The sequence below is a fragment of the Achromobacter sp. MYb9 genome (assembly GCF_002975275.1).
Lineage (GTDB): Bacteria > Pseudomonadota > Gammaproteobacteria > Burkholderiales > Burkholderiaceae_B > Achromobacter.
The window spans coordinates 19518-34453 of record NZ_PCOQ01000019.1; the positions used below are offsets into that span (position 1 = coordinate 19518).

Below are 14936 nucleotides of genomic sequence, written 5' to 3' on the forward strand. Positions count from 1 at the left end.
GCCGAAACCGCCATCGCCATCAGGGCGTGATCTTCGTGCCCAGCACTGCCAGGAACTGCGACAGCCATGCGGGATGCGCGGGCCATGCAGGCGCCGTCACCAGGTTGCCGTCGGTGTAGGCCTGGTCGATGCCGATCTCGGCGTAGGTGCCGCCGGCCAGGCGCACTTCCGGCGCGCAGGCCGGATACGCCGAGCACGTGCGGCCCTTCAGGATACCGGCGGCAGCCAGCAACTGCGCGCCATGGCACACGGCAGCGATCGGCTTGCCGGCCTGATCGAAATACCGCACGATATCCAGCACTTTTTCATTCAAGCGCAGGTATTCCGGCGCGCGGCCACCCGGGATCACCAAGCCGTCGTAGGACGAAGGCTCCACGCGGTCGAAGTCGAAATTCAACGAAAAATTGTGACCGCGTTTTTCGCTGTAGGTCTGTGCGCCCTCGAAATCGTGAATGGCGGTGGCGATGGTGTCGCCGGCCTTCTTATCCGGGCAGACCGCGTGCACCGTGTGCCCCACGGCCAGCAGCGTCTGGAACGGCACCATGGTTTCGTAGTCTTCGGCGTAATCGCCGACCAGCATCAACAGTCTTTTGCTCATGATTCTCTCCTTGGGATGAGGGGCGGCCGGTTGCGCGCCCAGCGTCGTGGGCCCCGGTTCTTGATGTTCTAGCGGCCATTGTGCCCGGGCCCGGGAGACGGATGGTGGTAATGGGATACCACGCGGGGAACAGGCGGGAAACGGGCGGGGGCGACAAGTGTTGCCGCGCCCGGCAGGCCGTGCAGGCATGCGCGCCCTCGCCATCGCATTCAGTGCGGCAATGATGCGCCGCCACAGATCGCGATGTCCTGGCCGGTGATCGCTGCCGCCTCGCGCGACATCAGGAATTGCACCAGCGCCGCGATTTCCTCGGGCTGGATCAGCCGGCCGATCGGCGGCATGCGCGGCGTGCTGGCCGCCCGCGCCGGGTCATCCAGCATGGCCGTCTGCGTGGCGGCCGGCGACACCACGTTCACCGTCACGCCCTGGGGCGCCAGCTCGGCGGCCCAGCTGCGCGCCAATGCCACCAGCGCGGCCTTGGACGCGGCGTACTGGCTGCGACCCGGCATGCCCTGCGCCACGCGGCTGCCGATCAGCACCACGCGGCCGTCGCCGCGCGCGGCCATCTCGGGCGTCAGGATCTGCGCCAGGCGAACGGCGACATCCACGTGCAGCTTCCACATGCGCTCGCCATCTGCCGGGTCCATCCGCGCCAAGGGCCCGACCCGCAATATGCCTGCGGCATGAACCAGCGCGCGCGCATCCTTCAGCGTGTCCAGCGCGCGCCGCGTGGCCGCTTCGTCGCAGAGGTCAACCGTGATGTGGCGATAGGCGTCGTGCCGTGCCACGGCCGGCCCGATATCCAGGCCCGCCACCTGCCACCCCGCCTTCAGCAGATGCTGCACGATGGCAAGGCCGATGCCGCCCGTGGCGCCGGTGACCACGGCCAGGCCAGCGCTGTGCTCATTCGACATGAATGCGCCCCTCTTGCACGATCTTCCGCGAGCGCGCCATGTCGTCTTTCTGGAATTGCGCGAACGCAACGGCGGAGCCCGGCGTCAACGTCACCCCCAGCTGTTCGTACTTGGCCGTCATGCCCGAGGACAAGGCCTTGTTGACCTCGGCGTTCAACTTCTCGACGACGGCCGTGGGCGTGCCGGCCGGCGCCCAAAGCCCATACCAGCTATAGAACTGATACCCCGGCAAGACTTCGCTGACCGTCGGCACGTCGGGCAGGTTGGGCAAGCGCGCTTCGGACGTCACGGCCAGTATCTTCAGCATGCCGCTTTTGTAGTACGACACCGCGCCCAGCACCGGGTCGATGAAACCGTCGATACGCCCACCCACCAGGTCTTGCAACGCGGGCGACGTGCCGCGATACGGGATCACCGTGTAATCCAGGCCGCCTTGGCGCTTGAGCAGTTCCGTGGCCAGATGGCCGGCCGATCCGATCGAGCCCACGGCAAAAGTCAGGCGGCCGGGGTTCTGCTTGGCATAGGTCAGCAGACCGGCCAGGTCCGTCACGGGCAGGTCTTTTTTCACGGACAAGGACAGCGGCGCCTTGCCCGCCATGGCCACCGGCACAAAGTTCTTGTCGACGTCGTAAGGCACCGACTTCATCGTCATCGGCGCGGTTGTGAAGGTCGATGCGTTGAACAGCAGGGTATAGCCATCAGCCGCGGACTTGGCCACCACGTCCGCGCCGATGATGCCGTTGCCGCCCGAGCGGTTTTCCACGATGAAGGTTTGCCCCGTCTGTTCGCTGAGCTTCTGGGCCAGATCGCGGCCCAGCATGTCCAGCGTGCCGCCCGGCGGAAAGGGAATCACAAACCGGACCTGATGTGACGGATAGCTGTCCTGGGCGTGGGCAATGCCTTGCGCCGCGCCGCCGGCCAGACCGACGCACAACGCAACCAGCGCGCGCAACACGACTCTTTTTTGCATGATTTGTCTCCTCTTATTGATTATCCGTTGCGGCATCGTGCAGCGGTATGGCGCGGGCCATCCGCCTGCTTGCGTGCCGCCACGCGCGCAATCGGTGCTAGCGCGCCAGCAGCTTCGCGTTCGACAGCGCCGCGCGCAGTGCGTCCATGTCGGCATCGCCCGGCGCCTCGGTGGGCGGCCGCACGGTGGCGTTGTCCAGCACCCCGGCCAGGTACATGCCCGCCTTCATGCGGGCATGCGCTTCGCCGGTGGGCTCGCCGCCGCCGTAGACCGCGTCTTTCAGCGGCGTGATCAGCGCCTGCACCTGCTGGGCGCGTTTCAGGTCACCTGCCTTGACGGCCTCCCACAAGTCGATGATGAGTTGCGGGATGAAGGTGGCGAAGCCGACCAGCGCGCCGTCCACGCCCTGCACCATCGAGGCCAGCAGGTATTCGTCGTGGCAGGTCAGGATGGCCTTGGACGCATCGGCGTCGCGCAGCGCCTGGATGTCGCGGGCATATTTGTTCATGTCGCGCTGGCCCACCTTGAACGCCTGCACGTAAGGCAGGCGGGCCAGGTCAGCCAGCAGTTGCGACGAATACGAGGCGCGCGTCCACGCGGGATACACGTGGCACACCAGATCCAAGTCGGGCGCGGCGCGGTGAATGGCGTCGAAATAATCCAGCGCATGCCCCGGCGTGAAACCAAAGCGCAGCCAATGATGGGGCGGCATGACGTCCAGCGCGGCGGCGCCCGCTTCGCGCGCGGCGCGGGCATGTTCCGTGGCCTCGGCGATGCCTTCGCACACAATCGACGAGATCACCGGCAGCTTGCCGCGCAGCTCGTCGGCCACGATACGGGTGACCTGCGTGCGTTCGGACGGGGTCAGGGAAAACACCTCGCCGGTGTGGCCATTGGTCATGACGGCAACCACGCCATCATGGCCGGCCAGCCACGACGCCAGGCGGCGAAGCGCCGGCTCGTCGATGCGGTGGTCGGCGGTGAAGGGGCAGGAAATTGCCGGGATGATGCCCCGGTAATTCGAGATGGAAGGCATGCTGCGTCTCCGTGTCTTGTGCGTGGGGGAATGGCTTTATGATCGCGGTAGCCCCTTGCGGCCGTCCAATACTCGAATTGCATAGAATTATTTTTGCTGCGGCGCACACACCTCATGGGACCCGGAAATCGACCGTTGGACATGAATTGGCTGGAGGACTTTTGCGCCCTGGCCGAGACAGGCAGTTTTTCGCGCGCGGCGGAAGCGCGCGCCATCGCGCAGCCGGCATTCAGCCGGCACATCCGCGCGCTGGAGGAATGGGTGGGCGCCGACTTGTTCGACCGCAGCACCCACCCCACTGAGCTGACCGCGGCCGGCCAGAAATTCCTGCCGCTGCTCAAGCAGGTGATGGCCGACCTGGAAGCCGCGCGCATCAAGGCCATGGCCGCCCACGCGCAGCATGGCGCCAGCCTGCGCTTTGCCGCGACGCATCTGCTGGCGTTGTCGTTCTTTCCGAAATGGCTGACGCAGCTGGAAACCAGCATGGAAGTCGGCGCCATCCAGATGATGTCCGACAATTTCCAGGCTTGCGAAGACTTGATGGCGCAGCGTCGCGTGCAGTTCCTGCTGTGCCACCGTCATCCTCAGGTAGCCAGCCGACTGGATGAATTCGCCTATCCCAAGGTGTGTCTGGGTACCGACGTGCTGGTGCCCGTCAGTGCGCCGGCCAAAGGCGGCGCGCCGGACCAGCCGGCGCATACGCTGGACGGCGAGGGCGCGGTGCCCTTCCTGGCGTATGGCACCACGTCGGGCCTGGGCCGCATCGTGGCCAGCCAGTTGCGGCACCAGCCCGTGGCGGCCGAACGCATCCAGCCAACCTTTGTGGGACCGCATGCCACGCTGCTGCGGTCCATGGCGGTACAGGGCCGGGGCGTTGCCTGGCTGCCCGACATGCTGGTGCGCGACGATTTGCAGCAGGGCATGCTGGTGCGCGCCGGCGGGCCGCAATGGGATATCCCGCTGGAGATCTGCCTGTTTCGGCAGCCGACGGACATGGCGCCGGTGGCCGAAAAGCTATGGGCGCTGGTGCACGGTTAAACCAGGGCAAGCAGCCGCTACATCAGCAGCTGAATCGCCGGCAACGAGGCATCTGCGTTCAGCAACACCACTTTTTTCATCCGCAATTTGAACGCGCCGGGCCGGCCTTCGACCGCGTGATACGCCGTCGCGGCCAGCATGCGCTGCGCGTCGCCTTGCGTTTCCACATACAGAAAATTCGTGCGTGTGTGATGGACCGTCGCGCCCGGCTCGCCATCTTCAACCCGCGGCGCTTGCAATATGCGCAGGCCGCGCACGGCCGGATGCAGCGAATGCGCGCGCGGGTTGCGATAGCGTTCGACCCGCAGGCGCAGCAGCAACAGGTCTTCATAGAGCAACGACGGCGACTCGTCCCGCATGGGCTGGTCTGCCGACAGGGGCATCCAGTACAGGCCGTCCGGCGCGTATAGCGAGAGCCAGTCGTCATAGCGCTGCGTGTCCAGCAGCATGGCCTCGTGGTAAACGAAGGCGCTTAAAGCCGAGTGCAGGGCCGGCTGCAAGGCCGCCGGCTCGGGTGGCATCAATGCGGTATTCATGCCGCGTCTCCCATCAGATTCAGCCAGCCGCGATGCTGGTTGCGGATGACCCATTCGTTATTGCCGCTGTCCATCGAACTTGCGCCCGCCTGGATCTCGCCCTCGCGATAACCGCGATGCAGGCTCAGCCATTCATTGCCGTCACAGGCCAGGCCGCGCTGCTGGCTTTCGAACAGGTGCACGTCGTCATGCGCCACGATCGACATGGGCGAGAACACCAGCCGGGCGTAGGATGCGGCGCGCTGGCGCAGCCGGGCCGGGGCATTCCGGGGCGCGAACGCCCAGGTTTCAATCAAGGTCTCGTTGACCGACAGCGGGCGTAGCACGCGCAGGATCATGGGCGATGCCTTGGCCGCCAGGCTGGGATACAGCACGGTGTTCTGCGGCGAGAACGCCAGGATCTGTTGCGCGCCCTCTTTGCCATGGCGCGCTTCCAGTTCGGCTTGATAGTCGGGCAGCGGCGCGTAGCCGGTATGGATGCTGAACTTGGTGCCCAGGATGCTGTGGCCGTGCGGCAGCACGCGCGCGCCCATCTCGGAATAAAAGCTGTAGCCCGCGCCAAACGGCAGCAGCTGCTCCATCGCCAAGACGGTGTCGCCGTCTTCGGGCAGGCTTTGCGACACGTGCTTGGCGGCGCTGGCGGCCGACTCGTGCGTCGAGATCGGGTGCACGGTGTCGTTGACGTTTTCCAGATAGAGCTTCCAGTTGCATCCAATCCGGTTGCGCAGCGGCGCGCCCAGCACCGACAACTGGCCGTCCGGGGACCGCGCCACCATGTTGTCCAGCGTGGCCAGCGCCTCGCCGAAATACGTGGCAAAGTCCGGGCCGTCTTCGCTGATCCGCGCAAAGACAAAGCCTTTATAGTTGACGCAGCCACCCGGCGATGCCAGGCCCTTTCCGGACGGGCATGCGGACAGGTTGGTGCCTTCGTAATCGTTCTTCAGCGGGATGGACAACAAGCTTCCGTCCAGCCGGTACGACCACGCGTGATACGGGCAACGCAGCACCTTGCCGCAATTGCCCTGGCGTTCGTGCACCAGCTGGCTGCCCTTGTGCGCGCACCGGTTCATCAACACGGCGACCTCGTCGGCACTGCTGCGCAGCATGATCATCGACTGTCCGGCGATGTCGGTGGTGGTGTAGTCGCCCACGGCGGGCGTCTGGCTTTCATGGCCGACATACACCCAGGCGCGCGTCCACAGCCTCGCCTGCTCGGCGCGATACACCTTAGGGTCCGTGTACAAGTCGCGGTGCACTTGATCCGGCGCGACCAGATGCCCGAACCCTTGTTGAGCGGAATCGTTCGTCATAGCGTCTCCTGCGTTCCGTTGTGCATTTCGGTTTGCATTTCGTTGTGCCGTTCGGCTTTGCGGTCAAGCCGCGTTGGCCTGTGCGGCGTTCGGCTCGCGCATGGCGCCAGCGGGTATCGGCGCCCACGCGCGGCTGGCGGAATCCGGGGGCACCGCCGCGATCAGCGCGCGGGTATAGGCGTGCCGTGGCTGATCAAAGACGTCGTCAACCGGCCCCTGCTCCACGATGCGCCCTTGGTGCAGCACCAGCACGCGGGTGCACAGGTAGCGCACCACGGCAAGGTCATGCGACACGAACACCAGCGCAATGCCCAATTCTTCTTTCAACCGCAACAGCAGGTTCAGGATCAGCGCCTGCACGGACACGTCCAGGCCCGACACGATTTCGTCCGCCACGATCAGGCGCGGTGTGACGCATAGCGCGCGCGCGATGTTGACGCGCTGCTTCTGACCGCCCGACAGTTGCGAGGGCAAGCGGGTGACGGCGTCCGGCGGCATGCCCACGGATGCCAGCAAGCGCAGCGCGGTATTCAAGCGCGCCGCGCGCCCCGTTTCCGATGTCGCGCCCAGCGGCGCGGCTTCCAGTATCTGCGTCACCAGCGACCCGACGGTACGGCGGGGGTTCAGCGCCGAATCCGGGTTCTGAAACACCAGTTGCACATCGCGCGGGTCCGCCAGCGGAACCCGCACGGGCGCGGCGCGGGGGGTACCCGTGGACGCGGCATACGCGATGCGGCCCGACGTGGGCGGAATCATGCCGGCGATCAGCCGCGCAAGGCTGGTCTTGCCGCTGCCGCTTTCGCCCACGATGCCCAGGAATTCCCCGTGCGCGACCGACAGCGACAAGGGATGCAGGATTTGCAGCGGCGTGCTGGCGCGGAACAGGCGCGGGCGGCCGGGGTAGCTCAACGCCACGTCGTGTAGCGTCACGACAGACTTCGCGCGCGTGGCGGGCTTGGCGCGCAAGTGCAGGAATGCCGCGCCGTCCTCGTCGGTGGATGCGCCCAATGGGGGGATGGACGGCAGGCAGCGCACCGCGCGCTCACCGCCACGGTCCACCAAGCCGATGGCGCGTTCGCTGCATACCGCTTGCCGCGACGGGCAGCGCGATGCAAACCGGCAGCCGCGCAGCGTGGCAAAGTCCCGCAGGCCGGGCATGAAATCCGGCAAGGTACGCAGCGGCCGCGTCGGCTCCATCATGCCGGGCGCGGATTCCTTCAGGCTGCGCGTGTAGGGATGCAACGGCTCGTCCAGCACCTGCCGTGCCGACCCGACCTCGACCACCTCGCCCGCGTACAGCACGGCGATGGTGTCGCACACGTGCGCGGCCAGCCGAAGATCATGCGTGACCAGCACGACAGACGTCTTGTGGCGTTGCTGCTGATCGGCCAGCACCCGCATGATCTGCGCCTGCGTGATGACGTCCAGCGCGGTGGTCGGTTCGTCGGCGAAGATCAGCGCCGGGTCGCCGCAAAACGCCATGGCGATCAGGATGCGCTGACACTGCCCGCCCGACATCTGGTGCGGATAGCGGGCCAGCATGGCCGTGGCATCGGCCAGGCCCACTTCCTGCAAGCGCGCGCAGGCATAGGCGTCGCGCTGGGCGGCCGGAATGCCGACATGGCGCAGGTGCTCGAACAACTGCTGGCGCACCGTCAGCGCGGGATTCAGGCCCGACAGCGGCTCTTGCGGAATGAACGCAATCTGCCGCCCCAACATCGCGCGGCGCTGCGCGGGCGGCAGGCGGTTCAAGTCCTGCCCCCGAAAATGAATCGTGCCTTGCGTGATCTTGAAGCCGGGCGGCAAGTTGCCCGCCACCATGCGGCCCACCATGCTTTTTCCCGCGCCGGATTCGCCGACCAGGCCCAGCATGCGGCCTTCGGGAATGTCCAGGTCGATACCGCGCAGCACGGCGGCGGGCAGGCGCTTGCCGTCCACGTCGACGTCCACGGTCAGGGTCAGGTTCTGCAAGCTCAACAGCGACATGAGATCAATTCCTTGCACGCTTGCGCGGATCCAGCATCTGGCGCATGCCGTCGCTGAGCAAATTGAATCCGAACACCGTCAACACAATGCCGGCAACCGGCGCGATCAGGGTCCAGATGGCTTCTTGCATGGTGCTGCGTGCGTCGGCGATCATCACCCCCCACGCCACCACGTCGGCGGGCACCGACAGCCCGACGAAGCTCAGGATGGCTTCGACAATGATGGCAATGCCGATCTGCAGGCTGAACAACGTCAGGATCAGCGGCACCAGGCCGGGCAGCATCTCGCGCAGCATCACGCGCATATGACCGAAGCCCATCAGCCGCGCCGCCGTCACATAATCGTTGCGGCGGATCTTGAGCGCTTCGGCGCGCACCACGCGGCAGAATCGCGTCCAGTCCACCAGCACAATGGCCAGGATCACGTTGCCCACGCCGGTTCCCAGCCCCACCATCAGGATCAGCGACAGCACCACGGGCGGAAACGACATCCACAGGTCAACCAGATAACCGATGGCCTTGTCCACGCGCCCGCCGAAGTAAGCAGCCACCAGCGCCAGGACACAGCCGACCAACATCGCGCCCGTGGCCGCGCAAAGGCCCACCCACAAGGCCACGCGCGTGCCGAAGATCAGCCGCGACAACACGCAGCGGCCCAGGCTGTCGGTGCCCAGCGGGTATTGCGACAGCCCGTCCGGCGCCCATGCCGGCGGCAGCAAGGGCGACAACAGGTCTTGCGACAGCGGATCGTTGGGCGCGATGGCGGGCGCGAAGATCGCGATGGCCAGCAGCGCCAGCACGATGGCGCCGCCCAGCGCGGCCTTGGGCGATGCGCGCAACGCCGCCCACCAGCCCGACAGGCGGGCAGCGACCGGGGCCGCTTGAATATTCAGCGTCGTCATCAGTGGTCTCTCAGGCGGGGGTCGATTACGGCATACAGGCAGTCCACACTGGCATTGATCAGCAGGATCACCGCGCAGAAGACCAGCGAAATGCCCTGGATCAGCGGCAAGTCATGGTTGCGTACGGCCTGCACCATCATGTTGCCCATGCCGGGGAACGAGAAGATCATTTCGATCAGCAAGGTGCCACCGAACAGAAAGCCGAACTGCACGCCGATCAGCGTCAGCGTGGGCAGGAACGCATTGCGCAGCATGTGCCGCAGGATGACGCGCCGTTCCGGCTGGCCGCGCAGCCGCGCGACCGCCACGTATTGCTCGTGGCTGGCTTCCAGCAAGCTGGCGCGCAGCACGCGCACGATCAGCGGGCTGAAGCCCAGCGCCAGCGCCAAGGCCGGCAGCACCAGGTGCGAGGCCGCGTCCGCCCAGGCGTGCCAGCGCCCCTGCAACAGGAAGTCCATCAGCACGAAGCCGGTGGGCCCTGCCAGTTCCACGTCGGAACTGAAGCGGCCTGAGAATGGCAGTAGCGGCCAATGCACACCGAAGGCCAGCATCAGGAAAATGCCCCACAGGAAGCCGGGAATGGATATGAGCAGCACCAGCCCCGTGTCGGCGACCAGTTCGCCGCGGCGGTCATGCAAGACGTACAACAGCAGACCGCCCGGCACGCTGATGGCCAGCGCAATGATCAGCGCCACAATCGATAGTTCCAGCGTGGCGGGCAAGGTGGTGGCGATCAACTGCGTGACCGGCGCCCCCGAACTGATGGACCGCCCCAGATCACCGTGCAGCACCTGCCCCAGCCAGATGCCGTACTGCACGACCAGCGATCGGTCCAGCCCCATGGTGTGACGCAGGGCATCGACCTCGGCACTGGTGGCGCTGGGCGGCAACATCATGCCCAGCGGGTCCGCGGGCAACAGTCGCAGCACCACGAATACGACGACGGACAGCGCCAGCATCGTGGGCACCGCCACGGCCAGGCGGCGCACAAAGTGGGATACCAGCGCTGCCCACATCAGCGGCTCCAGCGGTACGTCGCGGGCAGGATGTAGCCGGTTTGGTAGACCTTCATGTCCACCGACTTCTTGGACGCTACCGTGGCCACCGATTGCAGCAGGGGCAGGCTCCAGGCATGTTCCGTGGCCTGGCGCGCCAGATCGCGATAGCCCTGCATGCGTTTGTCAGGGTCGCCCTGGGCGGCCAGCGCGTCGATGGTCTTGGCCAGCTCGGGTTCTTTCCAGGTCGAGAAACGCAAGCGCGGGTCCAGGATCTTGCCCGCGAAGATTTCCGGGTCGCCCGTGGCATTGGCCCAGCTGTACAGCATCACGCCCGGCACTTTCGACGAATGGCTCAGTTCCAAATACTTGGCCAGGGTGATTTCCTGCAAGTTGGCCTGGACGCCGATCTGCGACCACATCTGCACGATGGCGCGCGCCATCTCGTAGTCGCTGGGAAACGTGTTGTTGGTGGACAGGAACTGGATCTTCAAAGGCTTGTCCGGGCCGTATCCCGCCTTGGCCAGCTCGGCCTGCGCGGCCGCCTTGTCGAACGCATAGTTGAAACCGGCCACGTCGCCGGCAGAGCCCGGCGTGGCCAGCACGGAAAGCGGCTTGGCGACGCTGGCGTAGAAGGCCTTGGAAATGGCCTGCTTGTTGATCGCAAGGTGCAAGGCGCGCCGCACGTGCTCATTCTGAAATTCCGGCACGTAGCTGGGAATCTGAAGAATGAAGATTTCGCTATACGGATAGACCTCGGCCTTCAGCGCGGGCTGCTTGTTCAGGCGATTGACCTCGCGCAGTGGAATCTGCACCGCCACGTCGGCGCGGCCCGATTCCAGCATGGCGACGCGCGCGGAAGAATCCGGCACGAATTCAAACACCACGCGCTTGATGGCGGGCTTGGGTCCCCAGTACTTGTCATACGCTTCAAGCACCACGCGCGACCCGCGTTCATAGCGCACCACCTTGTACGGCCCCGCCCCGATGGGCGCCGCCTGGAAGCCGTCTTCACCGACTTTTTCCAGGTAGGCGCGCGGCAGGATGTACGACGTCAGGAAGCCCAGGTAGTTCGGCGCCGTGGGCGTCGGCGTGGAAAACACCAGCGTGGCCTCGGTGGGGCTGCTGATCTGGATGTCTTGCAACGCGCCGAAAAAGCCGTTGATGGCCAGGCGCTTGTCGCGTTTGGGGCGGTCCAGGAAACTGAACTTGAAATCATCGGTGCTTAGCTTGGAGCCATCATGAAAGGTGGCGTCGTCGCGCAGCACGATGGCCAGCCGCATGTTCTTGTCGTCCAGCCAGCGCCAGCTTTTGATCAGCGCGGGTTGCAGCTTCAAGTCGCCATCGATGAACAAGGGCGAATCGAAAACCGCCTTGTACAGCGACTGCCCTGCGGGGAAGGTGACGGCGGTGGGGTCCCACGACGGCACGTCCACCGGATACGCGATCTTCAGTTCTTCCGACGGCGCCGGCTTGTCGGCCTGCGCCCCGGCGGACGTTGCAAACAGCGTGCCGCACACCACCAGACAGGACGCCAGCGTCCTGCCCACCCCCCGTACCCACCATGCGTGAATCATGAACGGCCTCCGATCTCGGAATCGTTGCAAAGGCGCCCGGCACCGCCGCGCGAACAGTATACTGTTGTGAATTTAAGCACTAGTACTTGAACTTTAAACTAATTATTTACCCTAGTATCAGCGGCTTATAGCCACTAAAAACAATATATTGTTTAGGGTAACCCCGGGGTAAGACGCTGCATCGCGACGCCCCAAAACGGCGCGATCGGCGCGAACGACGTGGGAATAACGCAATGGGACAACTTCAAGAACGGCTGGTGTGGGACCACGACGCGGGCGCCATCCTGGATGCCGACCGCCGCTACGTCATGCTGCGCGCCGACGTGCTGATGGGGCTGTTCACCGCCCTGCCCCCGGCCCAGCGCGAGCAGGCCCTGGCCAGCTTGAAAGCATCGGTACGCGACCATGGCGGCGCCTCGGCGCGCGCCTATCAGGCCAGTGGCGCGCGGGACCCTGGCCCTTTCCTGCAAGTGATGGCGCAGGCGGCCGCCGATCTGGGCTGGGGCGTCTGGCAACTGCGGCTGGACGAGGCAGACCTGCCCGTACTGACGGTAAAAAACAGCCCTTTTGCGACCGCCGTGGCGGGGTCTGACCGCCCGGTCTGCCACGCGATTACAGGTATGCTGGAGGCCGTCAGCGCACTGGTCGCGGGCCATGCCAACACGTATCGCGAGACCCGGTGCGCCAGCATGGGCGCGCCCTGCTGCGAATTCCAGGCAAGCCGCGATGCGAGCCCGGGGCTACGCAAGTAAACAAACCGACGATTCAGCGAACAAGGCCGTCAAGGCAAAGCGGATGGCAATGAAGGCGACAAGCAGAACCAGAGACGAGGCGCGCAAGCCGAACCTGCGCGAGCGGGTGTATGGCATCGTCCGCGAGCGCATACAGATGGGGCTGATCCGCCTGGAAGACCGGCTGGTGGATCACGATATTGCCGAAGAGCTCGAGGTGTCGCGCATGCCGGTGCGCGAAGCGCTGATGCAATTGAAAAGCGAGGGCCTGCTTGAAGGCACGGCGCGCGGCTTCGTGCTGCGCCGCTTCACGCTGGCGGAAATGAACGAGATCTTCGAGATCCGGACGCTGCTGGAACCCGCGGCGGCGGCGTCGGCCTCAGTGCACGCCGGCCCCAAGGGCCTGGCAGAAATGAAAGAGGCGCTGGAGCAGGCCGAAGCCGCGCACGCGCGTACCGACATCGACGAATTCATGCGGCGCAACGCGCACTTTCGTTGGGCCTGGCTGACCATGGTGCCCAACCGCGAACTGGCCGTGGTGATATCCCGCTACATCGACCACGTGCAGGTGGTGCGGCTGGTGACAATGGACGACGAGCAGGTCCGCAGCATCATCCTGCAAGGCATGCGCGGACTATACGAAGCCTTTTTATCCGGCGACACCGAATTGGTGCGAGTCCGCATGCTGGGCCACGCGCGCGCGGCGGCGGCCTGTTACTACAGCGCCTACCAAAAGATGCTGGAGCCATCGGCATCGGAACCAAGCGCCGCGACCAGGGCGTTTTGACCGGCCGGCCCGCAACGCCCTTCCCCGCTTTATTCCAACGCCACCGACACCGGCTTTGCACCCAGCACCGTGACCAGCACGTTGGGGTCGATGCCGATCAGGTAACCCCGCCTGCCGCCGTTGATATAGACCACGGGATAGGACAGCACGTCGGCTTCGACCCACACCGGCATTTTCTTGCGCGTGCCGAACGGCGACGTGCCGCCGACCTGGTAACCGGAATGCCGCTGCGCCACCTCGGGCTTGCACGGCTCGACCTTTTTCAAGCCCGCCTGACGCGCCAGGTTCTTGGTGGAGACCTCGCGGTCGCCGTGCATGACCACGATCAGCGGCTTGGCGGATTCGTCTTCCATCACCAGCGTCTTGACCACCGCATGCGGATCCAGGCCCAGCTGGCGCGCCGCTTCGCCGGCGCCGCCGTGGTCCACGTAGTCGTAGGTGTGTTCCGTGTAGGCCACCTTGTTCTGCTTCAGCAACTGGGTGGCGGGCGTTTCAGAAACGTGGCGGGCTTTGCTCATGGGTCGGCGTCAATCGGAAAAAACGAAAAGTGTAAGGCAGCGGGCGAACGCGGCTAGCCGCGCGGGTGATGCGCGGCGTGCAGCGCCTTCAGGCGTTCGCGCGCCACATGGGTATAGATCTGCGTGGTGGAAATGTCGGCATGGCCCAGCAGCATCTGCACCACGCGCAGGTCGGCGCCGTGATTCAACAAGTGGGTGGCGAACGCATGGCGCAGCACGTGCGGCGACAGCGGCGCGTGGATGTCGGCCAGCAGCGCATATTTCTTCACCAGTTGCCAGAAGGCCTGACGCGACATCGCTTCAGCGCGGCCGGTGATGAACAGCGCATCGCTTTGACGGCCAGCCGCCAGCTCGGGACGGGCAGTCTTCAGGTACTGGTCGATCCAATGCGCCGCTTCGGCGCCCAGCGGCACCAGGCGGTCCTTGCCGCCCTTGCCCAGCACGACGCGCACCACGCCTTCGTTCAGGCTGACATCCAGCGCGCGCACGCTTACCAGTTCCGACACCCGCAGGCCGGTGGCATACAGCGTTTCCAGCATGGCACGATCGCGCACGCCGCGCGGCTGGCCCAGGTTAGGCGCCCGCAGCAAGGCATCCACCTGTTGTTCAGACAAGGTCTTGGGCAGGCGCGGCGGCTGTTTGGCGGCAATGAGCGTCAGGCAGGGGTCGCGGTCGGCGCGATGTTCGCGCAAGGCCCAGGCGTAAAAGCGGCGCAGTGCGGCCAGCCGGCGGTTGGCCGTGGTGGCGCGGGTTTCTTCGTGGCGGAAAGCAAACCAGGCTTCGATGTCGGCCTTCTGGGCCTCGTTCAGGGGTTTGGCCGGCCCCGCGGCAGGCAGGGCGTTGCCGGCGTCGCCGTAGCGGTCGGCCATTTCACGGGCGTAGGCCTGCGGGTCTTCCAGCCAGCGCGCAAACCCGGTCAGGTCGCGGCGATAGGCGGCCAGCGTATTCGCCGACAGGCCATCCTCCAGCCAGACAGCGTCGATGAAAGCGTCGATATCGGCTTGGGAAGCCAGCGGTGGACGGGCGTCTGACATGCGGT

Annotated in this window: 15 protein-coding genes; 3 read left to right on the plus strand and 12 right to left on the minus strand. The window is 65.6% G+C overall.

The window, feature by feature from the left end:
- Positions 1-19: 19 nt before the first annotated feature.
- The 4 genes from CQ050_RS22565 to CQ050_RS22580 all read right to left on the minus strand — a co-directional run bounded on the left by CQ050_RS22565 (position 20) and on the right by CQ050_RS22580 (position 3518).
- Positions 20-598 (minus strand): DJ-1/PfpI family protein, encoded by a 579-nt coding sequence (locus CQ050_RS22565; RefSeq protein WP_105559055.1) that lies wholly within the window; start codon positions 596-598, stop codon positions 20-22.
- 209 nt (positions 599-807) lie between these two features.
- Positions 808-1512 (minus strand): SDR family NAD(P)-dependent oxidoreductase, encoded by a 705-nt coding sequence (locus CQ050_RS22570; RefSeq protein WP_105559056.1) that lies wholly within the window; start codon positions 1510-1512, stop codon positions 808-810.
- Entirely contained in the window at positions 1502-2482 is a 981-nt protein-coding gene (locus CQ050_RS22575; protein WP_105559057.1) for a tripartite tricarboxylate transporter substrate binding protein, read from the minus strand. The genes CQ050_RS22570 and CQ050_RS22575 overlap by 11 nt, the downstream gene beginning before the upstream one ends.
- 97 nt (positions 2483-2579) lie before the next feature.
- Positions 2580-3518 (minus strand): dihydrodipicolinate synthase family protein, encoded by a 939-nt coding sequence (locus tag CQ050_RS22580; protein ID WP_105559058.1) that lies wholly within the window; start codon positions 3516-3518, stop codon positions 2580-2582.
- Positions 3519-3659: 141 nt separating this feature from the next.
- Here CQ050_RS22580 and CQ050_RS22585 point away from each other — a divergent pair, with 141 nt between their 5' ends.
- Positions 3660-4556: a LysR family transcriptional regulator gene (locus CQ050_RS22585; RefSeq protein WP_233214239.1), complete on the plus strand. Its 897-nt coding sequence runs from the start codon at positions 3660-3662 to the stop codon at positions 4554-4556.
- Between the two features lie 17 nt (positions 4557-4573).
- Here the strand turns inward: CQ050_RS22585 and CQ050_RS22590 are convergent, their stop codons facing one another.
- From CQ050_RS22590 to CQ050_RS22615, 6 genes are all read right to left on the minus strand, one after another.
- Positions 4574-5092: an aromatic-ring-hydroxylating dioxygenase subunit beta gene (locus CQ050_RS22590; protein ID WP_233214240.1), complete on the minus strand. Its 519-nt coding sequence runs from the start codon at positions 5090-5092 to the stop codon at positions 4574-4576.
- Positions 5089-6402, minus strand: a complete 1314-nt coding sequence (locus CQ050_RS22595; RefSeq protein WP_105559060.1) for an aromatic ring-hydroxylating dioxygenase subunit alpha — start codon at positions 6400-6402, stop codon at positions 5089-5091. The genes CQ050_RS22590 and CQ050_RS22595 overlap by 4 nt, the downstream gene beginning before the upstream one ends.
- Positions 6403-6465: 63 nt before the next feature.
- Entirely contained in the window at positions 6466-8388 is a 1923-nt protein-coding gene (locus tag CQ050_RS22600) for an ABC transporter ATP-binding protein (RefSeq protein ID WP_105559061.1), read from the minus strand.
- Positions 8389-8392: 4 nt separating this feature from the next.
- On the minus strand, positions 8393-9289 hold the full coding sequence (locus CQ050_RS22605; protein ID WP_105559062.1) for an ABC transporter permease: 897 nt from the start codon (positions 9287-9289) through the stop codon (positions 8393-8395).
- Positions 9289-10305 carry an ABC transporter permease gene (locus CQ050_RS22610; RefSeq protein WP_105559063.1) on the minus strand — a complete coding sequence of 339 codons (1017 nt, stop codon included), beginning with the start codon at positions 10303-10305 and terminating at the stop codon, positions 9289-9291. The genes CQ050_RS22605 and CQ050_RS22610 overlap by 1 nt, the downstream gene beginning before the upstream one ends.
- Positions 10305-11861 (minus strand): ABC transporter substrate-binding protein, encoded by a 1557-nt coding sequence (locus CQ050_RS22615; protein WP_105559064.1) that lies wholly within the window; start codon positions 11859-11861, stop codon positions 10305-10307. Before CQ050_RS22615 ends, CQ050_RS22610 begins: the two co-directional genes overlap by 1 nt.
- 233 nt (positions 11862-12094) lie before the next feature.
- Here CQ050_RS22615 and CQ050_RS22620 point away from each other — a divergent pair, with 233 nt between their 5' ends.
- Both CQ050_RS22620 and CQ050_RS22625 read left to right on the plus strand, forming a co-directional pair.
- On the plus strand, positions 12095-12613 hold the full coding sequence (locus CQ050_RS22620) for a V4R domain-containing protein (RefSeq protein WP_105559065.1): 519 nt from the start codon (positions 12095-12097) through the stop codon (positions 12611-12613).
- A 49-nt stretch (positions 12614-12662) separates the two neighbouring features.
- Positions 12663-13379, plus strand: a complete 717-nt coding sequence (locus tag CQ050_RS22625; RefSeq protein ID WP_233214241.1) for a GntR family transcriptional regulator — start codon at positions 12663-12665, stop codon at positions 13377-13379.
- A 29-nt stretch (positions 13380-13408) separates the two neighbouring features.
- Here CQ050_RS22625 and ybaK read toward each other — a convergent pair whose 3' ends face one another.
- Entirely contained in the window at positions 13409-13897 is a 489-nt protein-coding gene (gene ybaK / locus CQ050_RS22630; protein ID WP_105559067.1) for a Cys-tRNA(Pro) deacylase, read from the minus strand.
- Between the two features lie 53 nt (positions 13898-13950).
- Positions 13951-14931, minus strand: a complete 981-nt coding sequence (gene xerD, locus CQ050_RS22635; RefSeq protein WP_105559068.1) for a site-specific tyrosine recombinase XerD — start codon at positions 14929-14931, stop codon at positions 13951-13953.
- Positions 14932-14936: the final 5 nt, after the last annotated feature.